The organism is Salisaeta longa DSM 21114 (genome assembly GCF_000419585.1).
Classification (GTDB): Bacteria; Bacteroidota; Rhodothermia; order Rhodothermales; family Salinibacteraceae; genus Salisaeta; species Salisaeta longa.
This window is the reverse complement of sequence record NZ_ATTH01000001.1, coordinates 1,509,072-1,521,995: the sequence shown is the minus strand read 5'-3', so window position 1 is coordinate 1,521,995 and position 12,924 is coordinate 1,509,072. Positions and strand designations below refer to the sequence as shown.

General features: G+C 65.0%; 11 protein-coding genes. 9 read left to right on the top strand and 2 right to left on the bottom strand.

The window, feature by feature from the left end; translation table 11 throughout:
- Position 1 precedes the first annotated feature (1 nt).
- The gene (locus tag SALLO_RS0106225) at positions 2 to 1,615 is read left to right on the top strand and encodes an alpha-amylase family glycosyl hydrolase (protein WP_022835453.1); all 1,614 of its coding nucleotides are present in this window, start codon (positions 2 to 4) and stop codon (positions 1,613 to 1,615) included.
- A 91-nt stretch (positions 1,616 to 1,706) separates the two neighbouring features.
- On the opposite strand, the gene dnaK is transcribed toward SALLO_RS0106225, so the two are convergent.
- A complete protein-coding gene (dnaK, locus tag SALLO_RS0106220) occupies positions 1,707 to 3,638 on the bottom strand; it encodes a molecular chaperone DnaK (RefSeq protein ID WP_022835452.1) in 1,932 nt (643 codons plus the stop codon).
- Between the two features lie 302 nt (positions 3,639 to 3,940).
- Here dnaK and pgsA point away from each other — a divergent pair, with 302 nt between their 5' ends.
- Genes pgsA through SALLO_RS0106205 form a run of 3 tightly spaced genes read left to right on the top strand, consistent with a single transcriptional unit; the run spans position 3,941 to position 6,451 of the window.
- A complete protein-coding gene (pgsA, locus tag SALLO_RS0106215; protein WP_022835451.1) occupies positions 3,941 to 4,543 on the top strand; it encodes a CDP-diacylglycerol--glycerol-3-phosphate 3-phosphatidyltransferase in 603 nt (200 codons plus the stop codon).
- 10 nt (positions 4,544 to 4,553) lie between these two features.
- On the top strand, positions 4,554 to 5,198 hold the full coding sequence (pyrE, locus tag SALLO_RS0106210; RefSeq protein WP_022835450.1) for an orotate phosphoribosyltransferase: 645 nt from the start codon (positions 4,554 to 4,556) through the stop codon (positions 5,196 to 5,198).
- 11 nt (positions 5,199 to 5,209) lie between these two features.
- Complete coding sequence (locus tag SALLO_RS0106205; RefSeq protein WP_022835449.1) at positions 5,210 to 6,451, top strand: competence/damage-inducible protein A; 1,242 nt, start codon at positions 5,210 to 5,212, stop codon at positions 6,449 to 6,451.
- 18 nt (positions 6,452 to 6,469) lie between these two features.
- On the opposite strand, the gene SALLO_RS0106200 is transcribed toward SALLO_RS0106205, so the two are convergent.
- Positions 6,470 to 6,901 (bottom strand): hypothetical protein, encoded by a 432-nt coding sequence (locus SALLO_RS0106200; RefSeq protein ID WP_028566975.1) that lies wholly within the window; start codon positions 6,899 to 6,901, stop codon positions 6,470 to 6,472.
- A 325-nt stretch (positions 6,902 to 7,226) separates the two neighbouring features.
- On the opposite strand from SALLO_RS0106200, the gene SALLO_RS0106195 reads away from it, so the two are divergent.
- The 5 genes from SALLO_RS0106195 to SALLO_RS0106175 all read left to right on the top strand — a co-directional run bounded on the left by SALLO_RS0106195 (position 7,227) and on the right by SALLO_RS0106175 (position 12,875).
- Positions 7,227 to 8,327, top strand: coding sequence for a hypothetical protein (locus SALLO_RS0106195; protein ID WP_157621310.1), 1,101 nt, complete (start codon positions 7,227 to 7,229; stop codon positions 8,325 to 8,327).
- Positions 8,328 to 8,445: 118 nt separating this feature from the next.
- A complete protein-coding gene (locus tag SALLO_RS0106190; RefSeq protein ID WP_022835446.1) occupies positions 8,446 to 9,264 on the top strand; it encodes a hypothetical protein in 819 nt (272 codons plus the stop codon).
- A 108-nt stretch (positions 9,265 to 9,372) separates the two neighbouring features.
- Positions 9,373 to 11,673 (top strand): hypothetical protein, encoded by a 2,301-nt coding sequence (locus tag SALLO_RS0106185; protein ID WP_157621308.1) that lies wholly within the window; start codon positions 9,373 to 9,375, stop codon positions 11,671 to 11,673.
- A 43-nt stretch (positions 11,674 to 11,716) separates the two neighbouring features.
- Complete coding sequence (locus SALLO_RS15645; protein WP_022835444.1) at positions 11,717 to 12,247, top strand: DinB family protein; 531 nt, start codon at positions 11,717 to 11,719, stop codon at positions 12,245 to 12,247.
- Positions 12,234 to 12,875, top strand: coding sequence for a class I SAM-dependent methyltransferase (locus SALLO_RS0106175; RefSeq protein WP_022835443.1), 642 nt, complete (start codon positions 12,234 to 12,236; stop codon positions 12,873 to 12,875). Before SALLO_RS15645 ends, SALLO_RS0106175 begins: the two co-directional genes overlap by 14 nt.
- The last annotated feature ends 49 nt before the right edge of the window (positions 12,876 to 12,924 follow it).

The following is a 12,924-nucleotide window of genomic DNA, read 5'->3' as shown; positions in this document are numbered from 1 at the left end:
CATGTCCGATCCCGCCTGGTGGCAAACCGCCGTCATCTACCAGATTTATCCGCGCAGCTTTTGCGATGCCAACGGCGACGGCATCGGCGATTTGGCCGGCGTCATCCAGAAGCTGGATTACCTGGCCGACACGCTCGGCGTGGATGCGCTGTGGCTCTCGCCCTTCTACCCGTCGCCCATGGCCGACTTCGGGTACGACGTGGCCGACTACATGAACGTAGCGTCCGAGTACGGCACGCTCGATGCGTTCGATCGGCTCGTGGAGGCCGCGCATGCCCGCGACCTGCGGGTTATCATCGACTTCGTGCCGAATCACACGTCCGATCAGCATCCATGGTTTGAGGCTGCGCGGTCGTCGCGCGAGCATCCCAAGCGCGACTGGTACGTGTGGGCCGATCCGAAGCCCGACGGCAGCCCGCCCAACAACTGGCTGAGCATGTTTGGCGGTCCGGCGTGGACGTGGGACGAGGCGACGCAGCAGTACTACCTGCACACCTTTCTGAAGGAACAGCCCGACCTCAACTGGCGGAACCCGGCTGTGCGCGATGCCATGTTTGGCGTGCTGCAGTTTTGGCTGGAGCGCGGGGTGGATGGGTTTCGAATCGATGTGGCGCACTTCATCATGAAGGACCCCGCGATGCGCGACAACCCGCCGCGGGCCACCAGCGATACCGCGTATCACAAGTCGCGCGGCGCGTACGACACGCAGTTGCACCTGTACGACCACGGCCACCCCGACGTGCACGACGTCTACCGCCAGATTCGGAGCCTGCTCGATGCGCGCGGCGATCGCGTGGCCATCGGCGAGCTGCACATCTACGATTGGGCGTCGTGGACGGCGTTCTACGGCGAGGCCCTCGACGAAATGCACCTGCCGTTCAACTTTGCGCTGCTGAATGCCGAGTGGTCGGCCGACGGCGTGGAGCGCGTGGTGAACAGCCTGGAGGCGGCGCTGCCCGAGGGGGCGTGGCCCAACTACGTGCTGGGAAACCACGACGAGGCGCGCCTGGCGACCCGCCTGGGCCCGGCGCACACCCGGCTCGCGGCCGTGTTGCTGCTCACGCTGCGCGGCACGCCCACGCTGTACTACGGCGACGAGCTGGGCCTGCCCGAGGCCGACATCCCCCCCGAGCGGCAGAAAGATCCGTGGGGCAAAAACGTGCCGGGCCTGGGCCGCGACGGCTGCCGCACGCCCATGCCGTGGACGGATGCCCCCGCGGCCGGCTTCTCGGAGGCTGCGCCCGACGCGCTGTGGCTGCCCATTGGCGACGGGCATCGTGCGCTTGCGGTAGACGAGCAGCTGGACGACCCCGGGAGCGTGCTGAACCTGTACCGGCGCCTCCTTGCGCTGCGCCGCACCACGCCAGCGTTACAGCACGGGCGCTACGTTCCGGTCAATCAGCGCCCAGACGACTGCTTCGTGTTTATACGGGCCCATGACGAAGCCGTCTACCTCGTCGCGCTCAACTTCTCGGACGCCGAGCGCACGATGGTGCTGCCCAGCGGCCGGCACCGCGGCACCATCGCGTGTGCCACCGATCCGGCCCGCGATGGCACGGCCGTGGAGTTGTACCTAACGCTTGGGCCCCACGAAGGCGTCGTCGTTGAGATGTGACACGCGTGCTGCCCGCACATAAAAATCCCCCGACGGCCCAGATGTGGGCGCCGGGGGATTGGCGTGAGTGATCACACCTGCGCAAGCACGCTTACGACTCTTCGCCTTCGTCGACGACTTCGAAGTCCGCGTCGCGCACGCCCTCGTCATCAGCCGCTTGCTGGGCGTTGGCGCCTTGCGCTGCGCCGTTGCCGCCCTGCTGGGCTTGCTGCTGCTGGGCCGCGTAGATTTCTTCGCTGGCCGCCGCCCACTTGTCGTTGAGGGTCTGCAGCTTCTGCTCCAGCGCCGAGGTGTCGTCGTCGGCCGTCGTCGTTTCGAGCTCTTCGCGGAGGTCTTCAAGCGCCGCATCAATAGCACTGCGCTTGTCCTCCGGAATCTTGTCGCCGTACTCTTCGAGGTTCTGCTCGGTGGAGTACACCATCGAGTTGGCCTCGTTGATCGTCTCGGCGCGCTTCTTCCGCTCTTTGTCTTCGGCCGCGTGCTCTTCGGCGTCCTTGCGCATCTGTTCGATCTCCTCCTCGCTCAGGCCGCTGGAGGCTTCGATGCGAATGGACTGCTCCTTGCCGGTCGCCTTGTCAACCGCCGACACGTTCAGGATGCCGTCGGCGTCAATGTCAAACGTCACCTCAATCTGCGGTGTGCCCCGCGGCGCCGGCGGAATGCCGTCGAGGTGGAACCGCCCAATGGTGCGGTTGTCGCGTGCCATCTCGCGGTCGCCCTGTAGCACGTGCACCTCTACCGACGTCTGGTTGTCGGCCGCCGTCGAGAAGATCTCGCTCTTCTTCGTCGGGATGGTGGTGTTGGCCGGGATGAGCGTGGTGGTGACGCCGCCCAACGTCTCAATGCCCAGGTCGAGGGGCGTCACGTCAAGCAGCAGCACGTCGTCCACGTCGCCCGAGAGCACGCCGCCCTGAATGGCTGCACCCAAAGACACCACTTCGTCGGGGTTTACCGACTTGTTGGGCGCCTTGCCAAAGAAGTTTTCAACGGTCTCTTGCACGAGCGGTACGCGCGTGGAGCCGCCCACAAGCAGCACCTCGTCCACGTCGCTCGTCGACAAGTCGGCGTCGTCAAGCGCCTTCTGCATCGGCTTCACGGTACCCTCAATGAGGTCGCCGATGAGTTGCTCGAACTTGGCCCGGTTCAGGTTCATGTTCAAGTGCTTCGGCCCTTCATCGGTGGCCGTGATAAAGGGCAGGTTGATGGTGGTCGTGGTAGCGCTCGACAGCTCGATCTTGGCCTTCTCGGCGGCTTCCTTCAGCCGCTGAAGCGCCATGGCGTCGTTGCGCAGGTCCACGCCCTGCTCCTTCTTAAAGGTGTCGGCGATGTAGTCGATGAGCTTCTTGTCGAGCGAGTCGCCGCCCAGGTGCGTATCGCCGGAGGTGGCGCGCACCTCGAAGACGCCGTCGCCCAGCTCCAGGATCGACACGTCGAAGGTGCCGCCGCCAAAGTCGTACACGGCCACAATCTGCTCGGTCTCGTCATCGAGGCCGTAGGCCAGCGACGCCGCCGTCGGCTCGTTGATGATGCGTTGCACCTTCAGGCCCGCAATCTGGCCGGCCTCTTTGGTGGCCGTACGCTGCGCGTCGTTAAAGTACGCCGGCACGGTAATCACCGCTTCGGTGACCTCTTCGCCCAGGTACTCTTCGGCCGTCTGCTTCAGCTTCTGCAGCACCACCGCCGAGATTTCCTGCGGCGTGTACTCGCGGTCGTCAATTTTTACGCGGACGGTGTCGTTGTCGCCCCGTACGAGCTCGTACGGCACTTCGTCGATCTCGTCCTCTACTTCGTCGTAGCGACGCCCCATGAAGCGCTTAATCGATGCAATCGTGCGCTCCGGGTTGGTGATGGCTTGCCGCTTGGCCGGCGCGCCCACAAGGCGTTCGCCATCCTTCTTGTAGGCCACCACCGAGGGCGTCGTGCGCGCCCCTTCTGCATTCTCAATCACTTTGGACTCGCCGCCCTCCATGACCGCCACGACGGAGTTCGTCGTGCCCAAATCGATGCCTATAATCTTTCCCATGAGTGACTGCTATTCGTTCGTTTTGCAATTGCTTGAGCGCCGGAATGCCTTTGCGCAGGTGATCACTCCAGCATGTTCACGCATCCATAAGCGTCAAGAACAATGCCGAGGCGTGTAGCGCGGGTGCGGCCGTCGTAAAAGCGTCACAATGACAGAGTACTGTGGGCGCAGTCCCAGGGGCGGGCGTGTCAGTCCGTCAGGTATGGCAGATGTGGGGCGGGCGGCGTCAAGAATTCGGTGTGACAGAGAAACTGTGCAGAAGGCCGCCAATACGAACAGATCGGACGCGACGCTTCTGCCCTATGCGACACTTGCCCAACATTTTGACGATCGGCCGCATCGTGCTGACGCCGCTGGTGTTGGTGCTGCTGTCGGTGCCTTCGTTGGCCGCGCAGGCCGGGGCGGTCGTGCTGTTTATGGCGGCATCGGCTTCCGATTACTACGACGGCGTCCTGGCCCGACAGATGAATGTGCGCTCGCGGCTCGGGCAGTTTCTGGATCCGCTGGCCGACAAGTTTTTGGTGCTGGGAACGTTTGTCGCGTTTGCGGTGCTCACGCCGCGTGTGGTGCCGTGGTGGGCGGTGGGGCTCATCGCGCTGCGGGATGTGGTGGTTACGGGCCTCCGCTCATGGGTCGAGTCGCAAGGCCGCACGCTACGCACCCTGCGCATCGCGAAGTGGAAGACGATGCTGCAGCTTCTGTTCTTGTGGATGCTGATGCTGCTGCGCACAGCGGCTCACGTTCCGGGAATTGTGGGCCGCGCGGCGGACTGGGTGCTGTACACGTCGCTGCTGCCCACCGCCGCCCTCGTGCTTGTGGTTGCATTTACGCTGGGCACGGGCGCGCTGTACGTGTTGCGTCCGCAAGAAGAGTCTATGCCCGCCGATCCGTCGTCTCTTTCCTGAAAGGTTGTACATGGCCTCCGCCACTGCTTCTACGCTTGCTCGTCACCTGCTCACCATCGATGCCGTTGCGCTGCGGCCCAACGACCCGTTTACGTGGTCGTCGGGGCGGCGCGCGCCCATCTACTGCGACAACCGCCGGACCCTCGCGTACCCCGACGTGCGGCGGTTCATCTGCGATGCCTTTGTGGATGTGCTCGCGCCGTACGACCTGCCGGGGGCTACGGTAGCCGGCACCGCCACGGCGGGCATTCCGCACGCGGCCTGGCTGGCCGACCGCCGCGATGCCCCCATGGCCTATGTGCGCGGCGCGGCCAAGCAACACGGCCGCCAAAATCAGATTGAGGGCGTCGTGCAGCCGGGCGACGACGTGGTGCTGGTGGAAGATTTGATCTCAACGGGCGGCTCGGCGCTCGATGCGGTGCAGGCCCTCCGCGACGCCGGCGCCACCGTACACGCGGTGCTCGCCATCTTTTCGTACGAGCTGGATGTTGCACACCGCGCATTCCGCTCCGCCGACGTTCCCCTGCATGTGCTTACCGGATACAGCACCCTCTTGGAGGTGGCACAGGCAACAGGCGCTATTGCCACAACCGATTTGGAGACGCTGCGCACCTGGCGCCGCGATCCCGAAGCGTGGTCCCGTCAATTTTCCTAACCCCCACCATTATGGATGCCCACCTGCTCACCATCGGCGACGAACTGCTCATGGGGCAAACCGTCAATACGAACGCGGCGTGGCTGGGCGAGCAGCTGAGCGCCTTGGGCGTGCGCGTTCGGCAAGCCGTAACTGTGGGCGACGCCCCTGCGGCCATGCACGAAGCGCTGGATCGGGCGGCGGGGGCCGACCTCGTCATTACCACCGGCGGCCTGGGGCCTACGCACGACGACATCACCAAGCAGGTGGTGGCCGCCCACGTGGGCAAGTCCCTGCACCGGGACGAGGGGTTGTGGCAGCGCGTGCAGGCGTATTACACGCGCCGCGACCGATCCGTCCCCGCGGCGGCCGCGCAACTGGCCGACGTGCCAGACGACTTTGAGCTGCTCGACAATCCGACGGGCACCGCGCCGGGGCTGTGGTACGACGACGGCACGCAGGTGCTGGTGGTGCTGCCGGGTGTGCCCCAGGAGATGAAGGCCATCTTCCGATCGTCCGTCAAGCCGCGCCTGGAAGCGGCCACCGATCGGGCGCTGCAGCACCGCACGCTCCTCACCACGGGCGTGCCCGAGTCGAGCCTGCAAGAAAAAATCGGCGACCTTACGGATCTGCTGCATGATTCGCTGGAGCTGGCGTACCTGCCGTCCACCAGCGGGGTGCGCCTGCGGCTTACCGCCGAAGGGCCCGCGGCGGCGGCCGATCTGGATCGGTTGGAGGAGGCGCTGCGAGACCGCATTGGCCGCTACATCTTTGGGACGGGCGACGACACGCTGGAAGCGGCCCTCGGGCGCATGCTTCGTGATCGCGGGTTGACGGTGGCCACTGCCGAAAGCTGTACCGGTGGACTCGTGGCCCGGCGGCTGACGCGCGTGCCCGGGTCGTCGCGGTACTTCTTGGGAAGCATTGTGGCGTATGCCAACGATGTGAAGGAGCGCCTGCTGGACGTGTCGCCGCAGGACCTGCAGGCCCACGGGGCGGTGAGCGAACCCGTGGCGCGCCAAATGGCCGCCGGGGCGCGCGCGGCCGTCGGGGCCGACGTGGCCGTCTCAACCACCGGCATTGCCGGCCCCACCGGCGGCTCCGACGAAAAACCGGTCGGCACCATCTGGGTCGGATACGCCGACGCCCACGGCACACACGCACGGCGCCTACAACTCGTAAACGACCGCATCTTGAATCAGGAGCTGTTTAGCACCGTGGCGCTCGACACCATCCGCCGGCACCTCTTGGACGACACGCAGGCGAATCCGTAACCATAGGTGTCAGGCCGCCTACGTAAAGTGATCGAAGACAGACTTTAGAAAATACCCCACGCCGCCGCCAAGCAGGGAAAACGATGCGACGCGTAGTATCTTTGCAGCCTTTGGCACCTTATTTTTGCGATTGGTTGCCGCGTCAACGATACTGCTTTGCGCAAACAGGGAGGCAAGCGTGCCGCCCAAGAAAAGTCCCATCGGGATTAAACTATCGGGACCTACCTCCAGCGCGGTCGTTTGAATGAGCGTCAGGATGCCACCGGTGAAGACGATGCCTATGGAAGAGAGGTAGCGGAGGTGTTCGTTCCATAGCAGCCACAACTCGCCCGATGGATGAGAGTCCTCATCTGTAGCACCATGGGCCGCAGCATCATGGGCTGCAGCATCTTCTTGTGACGCTGACGCCTCCGAAGAGGTCGATGCGGCGCTCTCAGGAGATTTTGGCATGGGGCATGTGCGTTATGTGATGGCTACGGAAAGCGTTTATACACAGCACGCGTACCGATGCGCTGATGTTACGTAGAGATGTTATGTTGGGGCGTGCGCCGGTTGGAAAGGGTGAGTCGTTTGACCGGGACACCACGGGGCAGTACCCATTCTGATGGCTACAGGCAAGTCCCTGCGCTGCGACTGTTCTGGCATCCTGAAGGTGTTTTGGGCTTAGAAACCGTGAGTTCTAACACCTTTGCGTATCCTATTGCATCGGTGGGGTTGCTTTTGTATAATGAGCGCTTACAGTGTCAATGCTCCCCTTTCCCCACATTCAGGTGCCATGTCTTTTCCCTTACGATCACGCGCTCCGGCTGCTCGCCCGCTCGGTCGTTCGGAGCACGCACCGCCCGACGATGCGCGCGCGCTCCGTGCGGTGGTAGAAGGTACGGCCCGCCCCAGCGCCGTAAAGCAAGTGGCGCGGATCTGCTACCGCCTGGCATACGCTGCGCTCAAGCACCGCAGGGCCAACCGGGCGCTGGTGGGCCTGTCCTACGAAGACTGGGCGCTCGACTGCATCGCCGAGCTGTTTGCGCAAACCGCCGACGGGTCGTTCCCCGTGTTTGAGCGCTACGCGGCACAGTCCGAAGCCCTCCCGTCATCAGCCGCGGACGTCCCGCCATGGCTGCGGCCTTTGGTGAGCGGCGCCGTTACCGATCGGGTCTTCGAAACGTACGGCGCGGCCGACCCGTCGCTGGCGCGCACCATCCGCTCGGTCAAGCGCTGCGCGCGCACCACCGAGGCGCTGACGCTCGTGCGCCGGCACGGCACACTGCATGTGGCCTGTGCCGACGCCGCAGCCGACGACGCGCACGGCCCGGTGATGCCGCGCGAACGCCTTGAGGCCCGCCTGGCCCGCGTGGCGCGCACCGGCGCACAGACGCCCACGTTGGTGCAGGCCGCTGCCGATCTGCTGCGCACGCATCCCGCCCACCCGCCGTGGGTGCCGGTAACCGCTTTGGCGCAGGCCATCCGGGCGGCGCACGTGCACGTACAGGCCGGTGCGTCGACAAACGTAGCGCCCGGCGCGGGGCCCGCGCTGATGCGAGCGGAAGCCGCAGCCCTCATCCAAGACGTGGCCGCCGCGGTGGCCTCCGAAAAGCGCCGTACGTACGTGGCCTCGGGCAAAGTGTCTGCCGCGTGGTACGAGGCCTACGTGCAGGGTGCCATCCGCTACCTTGAAGGAAGCTACGTGCACCCGCACGCCGCGCCCACGCAGCACGACGCCTTGCGCGCAGCCGCCGCCGACGCATGCGATATGCCACTGACGCGCACAGCCTACCGAAGCGATCACCGGGCCGTCTTTGAATATATGGTGCGTTGCATCCGCGAGCGGTTCATCGACCGGCTACAGGCAGCGTACGGTGAGCGTGCGGATTCCTAAGAGCGCCTGCACAATCAGCAGCGGCGGCTCATCGTAAGGATCATACAACAACGCATCGGCACGCGGCTTCCCGGGCCGCTTCGCGTTCGGGCCTACGCACACGAACGAGCAACGGATTATGTCACCCCAAGACGAGAAACGCATCGAGCAGTACGTATCGCATCCCGAGGCGCTCACGGAAGGTGCGCGCGCGGCGGTGGAACGGATGCTGGCCACAGACCCCGAGGCGCGCCTGTGGAAGGAGCGCCTGGCTTCGTTTTATGACGCCTACGCGGAGGCGCCCGAGCCATCGGATGAGCAGTTGCGTCAGATCGTAGGCGGCCGCCCCTCAACGCCCCGCACCATCCGGCTCACCCCGCACACCGCGCCGCATGGGCCCACGCGCATGATGGCCGATGACGGCACCGGTCCCTCCTTCCGTCATCTCCAAACCTTTGCGTCCGAACAGGCGGGCGTGATGGTGCGCCTGATGCGCGACGAACGTGTGGGGACGACCTACGCGTTCGGCTTGGCCCGCCACCCCGAGCACCTGCACCACGCAGTGGTTGCGCTTGGACAGGAATCGCCGCTTATTCCGTTGTCTTTTGAGGAGGGCGTGCCCGTGCCCGATACGGCGCAGCCCGACGAGGTATCCGCGCCGTTGACCGTCTACCGGTGCGTGTGCCAGGCCGAAGTTCGTGCGGCGCGCGCCCCCCGCGGCCCGCTTGCGTGCGGTGGCAATCACGTGATTCGTGCGTCGTGGCCCGCCGCCGATGTGCTGCAATTGCAGGTGGGTGTCCGGTCGGTTGCTGTTCGTACGCTTCAATTTGTGCGTCTCGTGGTAGCAGACGAGGTGCGTACGGTGCACCTCGACAGCGGCAGAGCTACGATTCCAATAAGCGACTTCTCCAGCAACCCCCCGGACGAGCTTGTAGAAGGAACGCTGTACGTGTACTAAAACCGGTGTAGCCTAAATGCATGGCGTTGCGTATGGTATGGATAGGGGCACGTACAGCGGTGCAGCGGAAATAGGGTGCGTCCCAATAATCAGTGACCAGCGACCTACATGCCAGCATATTCGCAGGATCCGTTTCGGACGGAGCGGCGCGTGCAGCACATCTTCGAGGTGCTGGGCGCCAATGCGTCGGCCCAGTGGCGCCTCTTACAAATCGTCCCCTACATCCCGCCGCCTCCGGTACCCGGCTATACCTCGCATTTGTTGGAACTGGCCCATCCGATTGCGCGCTGTGCAGAGGCGTTACCAGCAGCAGGCGTTGCCCCCCGCCCGGTAGCCGCATTGGCGCGTCGGATGCGCGCCTGGAGTCGTGGGGTGACAGTTCTGCGGACGTTGGACGAGTGGCGCGCGGGCACCGATGCGTTGGCGCGCTGCGCGGCCCGCGGGTACCTGTACGCCGGTGATGTCCACGCTGCGGCTCACATCTTAAGCGGCCGTGATGTGCTTCCGGTAGAAGGGGACGCAAACGTTCAGCGAGGCGATATGCGAGAGTTGCCTAAGGAGCGCGCAACACGCATGCTGGAATGGTACACACTGCCCCCGCCGGCCGCACAGTTCTTGTCGCGTGTGGTGGAGGAATGGATGCCCGACACGTTTGGGCCGTGCGTGCCGGTCGCAGAGCGCGCGCTTCGTTCCACGGCGTCGGCACAACAGGATTCAAATGGCGTACAGCGCGCGGCCGGTACGTTGTATTCCGTCCAGGCCACGTGCCGTCGTACAGGAGATGCTGTGGGCGGCCCTCGGCTCACCCTCACGGCGCCCGTGGAGGAACGCGTGGTGCGCGCTATAAAAGACAGCGCCCAGCAGTACCTGCGCCAGGCGTCGCTGCTCGCCGACGCGTGGCATGTGAGCTTGCGCTTCGCGCCGTCGCCGCGCACGTCGCTGCACGGCGCATCGGCGGTGCTTGGGCTTGCCGCGGCCACGTGCGCGGCTGTGCAGTGCGCAGCGGCCAACCGCGTGCGCGAGACGTTGCCGCGTACCGTGGCGTACACCGGACGGGTGTCGGCCACCGGGCAGGTAAAGAGCGTGGCTGAAGAGACGCTCCCCGCAAAAGTTGCCGCCGCGTTTTTTAGTCCGCTAACCACGTTGGCCGTGCCCCGCGCGCAAGAGCAACAGGCGCTTGCTCACCGCGACGCGTTGCGCCGGCGGCATCCGCACGGGCACCTGGATGTTGTGGGTGTGCGCAGCCTTTCCGATACGTTTGCGCACCGCCGCCTTGTGGTGCGCACCACCGAAGGGCGCGCGCAGTACGCCTTGCGCGTCCTTTGGGCCAATCGCTATACCACCGTTGCTGCTCTGCTCGTCGTTTTGTTGAGCATGGGCCTTGCGGGCATGCTGTATGGACCGATCGACCAGAATCCGGCAGCGGTGCGGCTGCAAGGCGAACAGATGGTTTTGGTGAATGCAGGCGGCGATGTGGTAGACCGAATCACGGTGGGCGAGCACTTTGTACAGCGCGCCTCGCCCCATAGCTATGCGCTGCGCGATCTTGCGGGCGACGCGACGAACGAGGTGTGCTGGATCCAAGGCGGAGCGCCGACGGTGCAGTGTAAAAATGTGAGTGCAGATACGCTGCTCTGGCGGCGCGCGATTCGCCCGGGGCTCGTCTTTCCACAGAAGCCGTTTGTGGACACGAGCGATCGCTATGTGCCGCGCTCGTTGATCATCACGAAGGCTACGGCCCAAGGGCCGCCGCGCGTGTGGGTACAAGCCAACCACTCGCCCTACTTCCCGTGCGTCATTGTACAATTCGACGGGACAACGGGTACCGTACGAAGCCGCTACGTGCATCCTGGGCATCTTACCACCGAGCCGGAGGCCTTTGATTTGGATGGCGATGGTATCAAAGAGCTGATCGCGGCCGGTATTAATAACAGCTATGAGGAGCCGATCCTGGTGGTGCTCGATCCGCGCTACCCCCAGGGCATGGCGCCTCATACCGCTGCTTACGACGTACGCGACATCGCCTCGGCAGCCGAGCGGGCCTACGTGCGGCTTCCGCAAACGGCCTTCCACACGCTTCGGGTTAACACCTACAGCAAGCCCTTTCGGCTCACGATAAAGAAGCGGTACCTGGAGGTGTACATCAACGAAGGCCCTAACATATCGGGCGACCCTGACAACTGCCCCTACATCGTTGTCCGGTTGGCGCACGATCTGGAGCCGGTGTGGATTGGCACGTCGTCCCACTACGACGCGCAGGTGCGGACGATGGTCGCGAATGGACAGCCCGAGGCCCGCTTGACTACGGAGGAGGTGCGCGCGCACATGCAGTCCATGCAGTATTGGACGGGCCGCGGGTGGAGCACCACCCCGCAGTGGAATCCGGAGTGGGCGAAGCGCGTGCATTGATGATACCTGCCGGCACACCTGTTCCTCATCCTCCATGCCCCCGATGCCCACCATTGATCCGCACGTCGAATACGATCAACTCAGCGCCCTGTATGAGCAGCAAGCCGCGCTGCTTGACGGCCCCGAGGCGGTGCTCGTTGCCGCCGTTCCGTCGGTTTCGGGGTGGACCGTGGCGCAGCACCTGCATCACGTGTGGACGGCCAACGGCATGAGTCTTACCGCGGCGCGCTACGCGGCCGTTGGCAAGCGCTCGACGACCACCGGCGAGCCGACGCGTGCGGGCCGCCGCGTGCTGCAGGAAGAAGGCTTGCCGCGCGGACAGATGCAAGCCCCCGACGCCGTCACGCCGCCTGCATCCCCTGATCTTTCGGACTTGCGCGCGACGCTCGAACGTAGCCGGGCCGCGTTGCACCGTCTCGCCGACCATCTTGATGCCGCGGCTGCGTCATCCGAGCGCATCGAGCATCCCGCGCTGGGTTTTCTGACCGCGCCGCAATGGCTCCGGTTTGTGCGCATCCACACGGCGCACCACCAGGCCATCATCGACGACATCCGGGCCCATGCCGACGCTTGATCGCCCGGCGCTGCGCGCGCTGTACGATCGCGTGGGCCGCTGGCAGGACACACAGGCGTTCTACGAAGAGCCAGCCAAAGACTGGCTGCTTGCCCACGGGCCCTGGCCCGACGCCGCGACGGTGGTGGAGGTGGGCGGCGGCACCGGACGTTTTGCTGCGCGGCTGGTGCGGCAGTACCCGCAGGTGCGCTATGTGGGCTTCGAGCTGAGTCCCACGATGGCCCGCCTCACCGCAGAACGTCTGCCGCCTGCGCGCGCCACGGTGCACGTAACCGATGGACGGCCGCCATTCCCGCGCGATGATGCGTCGGCTGACGCGGTGGTGCTCAACTACGTGCTCGACCTCCTGGCGCCCGCGGCCCTCCATGCGATGATCCGGGAAGCCCGCCGCCTGCTTCGCCCCGGCGGCGCGCTATGCATTGCAAGCCTTGCACGCACGGACGGCGGCGTGCCGGGACGGCTGTGCGCGGGCTGGGTGTGGCTGCATCGGCGGTGGCCCGCGCTGGTTGGCGGGTGTCGCCCGATTGAGGCCGTGCGGTACGTGAACTGCTACGCCTGGACATGCGTCACGGTGCAGCGTGTGTGTCCGTGGGGGCTGTGCTCCGATGCTATCGTTGCGTTAAAGTAACAAACGCGTGTTGCAGAAATTAGCGTTTAATCTTTAATGTATGGAAAAG

What these genes read in the sequence shown, in the direction of transcription:
- SALLO_RS0106225 (WP_022835453.1), top strand. Translation starts at nt 2, where the DNA reads ATGTCCGATCCCGCCTGGTGGCAAACCGCCGTCATCTACCAGATTTAT.
- dnaK (WP_022835452.1), bottom strand. Translation starts at nt 3,638, where the DNA reads ATGGGAAAGATTATAGGCATCGATTTGGGCACGACGAACTCCGTCGTG.
- pgsA (WP_022835451.1), top strand. Translation starts at nt 3,941, where the DNA reads ATGCGACACTTGCCCAACATTTTGACGATCGGCCGCATCGTGCTGACG.
- pyrE (WP_022835450.1), top strand. Translation starts at nt 4,554, where the DNA reads ATGGCCTCCGCCACTGCTTCTACGCTTGCTCGTCACCTGCTCACCATC.
- SALLO_RS0106205 (WP_022835449.1), top strand. Translation starts at nt 5,210, where the DNA reads ATGGATGCCCACCTGCTCACCATCGGCGACGAACTGCTCATGGGGCAA.
- SALLO_RS0106200 (WP_028566975.1), bottom strand. Translation starts at nt 6,901, where the DNA reads ATGCCAAAATCTCCTGAGAGCGCCGCATCGACCTCTTCGGAGGCGTCA.
- SALLO_RS0106195 (WP_157621310.1), top strand. Translation starts at nt 7,227, where the DNA reads ATGTCTTTTCCCTTACGATCACGCGCTCCGGCTGCTCGCCCGCTCGGT.
- SALLO_RS0106190 (WP_022835446.1), top strand. Translation starts at nt 8,446, where the DNA reads ATGTCACCCCAAGACGAGAAACGCATCGAGCAGTACGTATCGCATCCC.
- SALLO_RS0106185 (WP_157621308.1), top strand. Translation starts at nt 9,373, where the DNA reads ATGCCAGCATATTCGCAGGATCCGTTTCGGACGGAGCGGCGCGTGCAG.
- SALLO_RS15645 (WP_022835444.1), top strand. Translation starts at nt 11,717, where the DNA reads ATGCCCACCATTGATCCGCACGTCGAATACGATCAACTCAGCGCCCTG.
- SALLO_RS0106175 (WP_022835443.1), top strand. Translation starts at nt 12,234, where the DNA reads ATGCCGACGCTTGATCGCCCGGCGCTGCGCGCGCTGTACGATCGCGTG.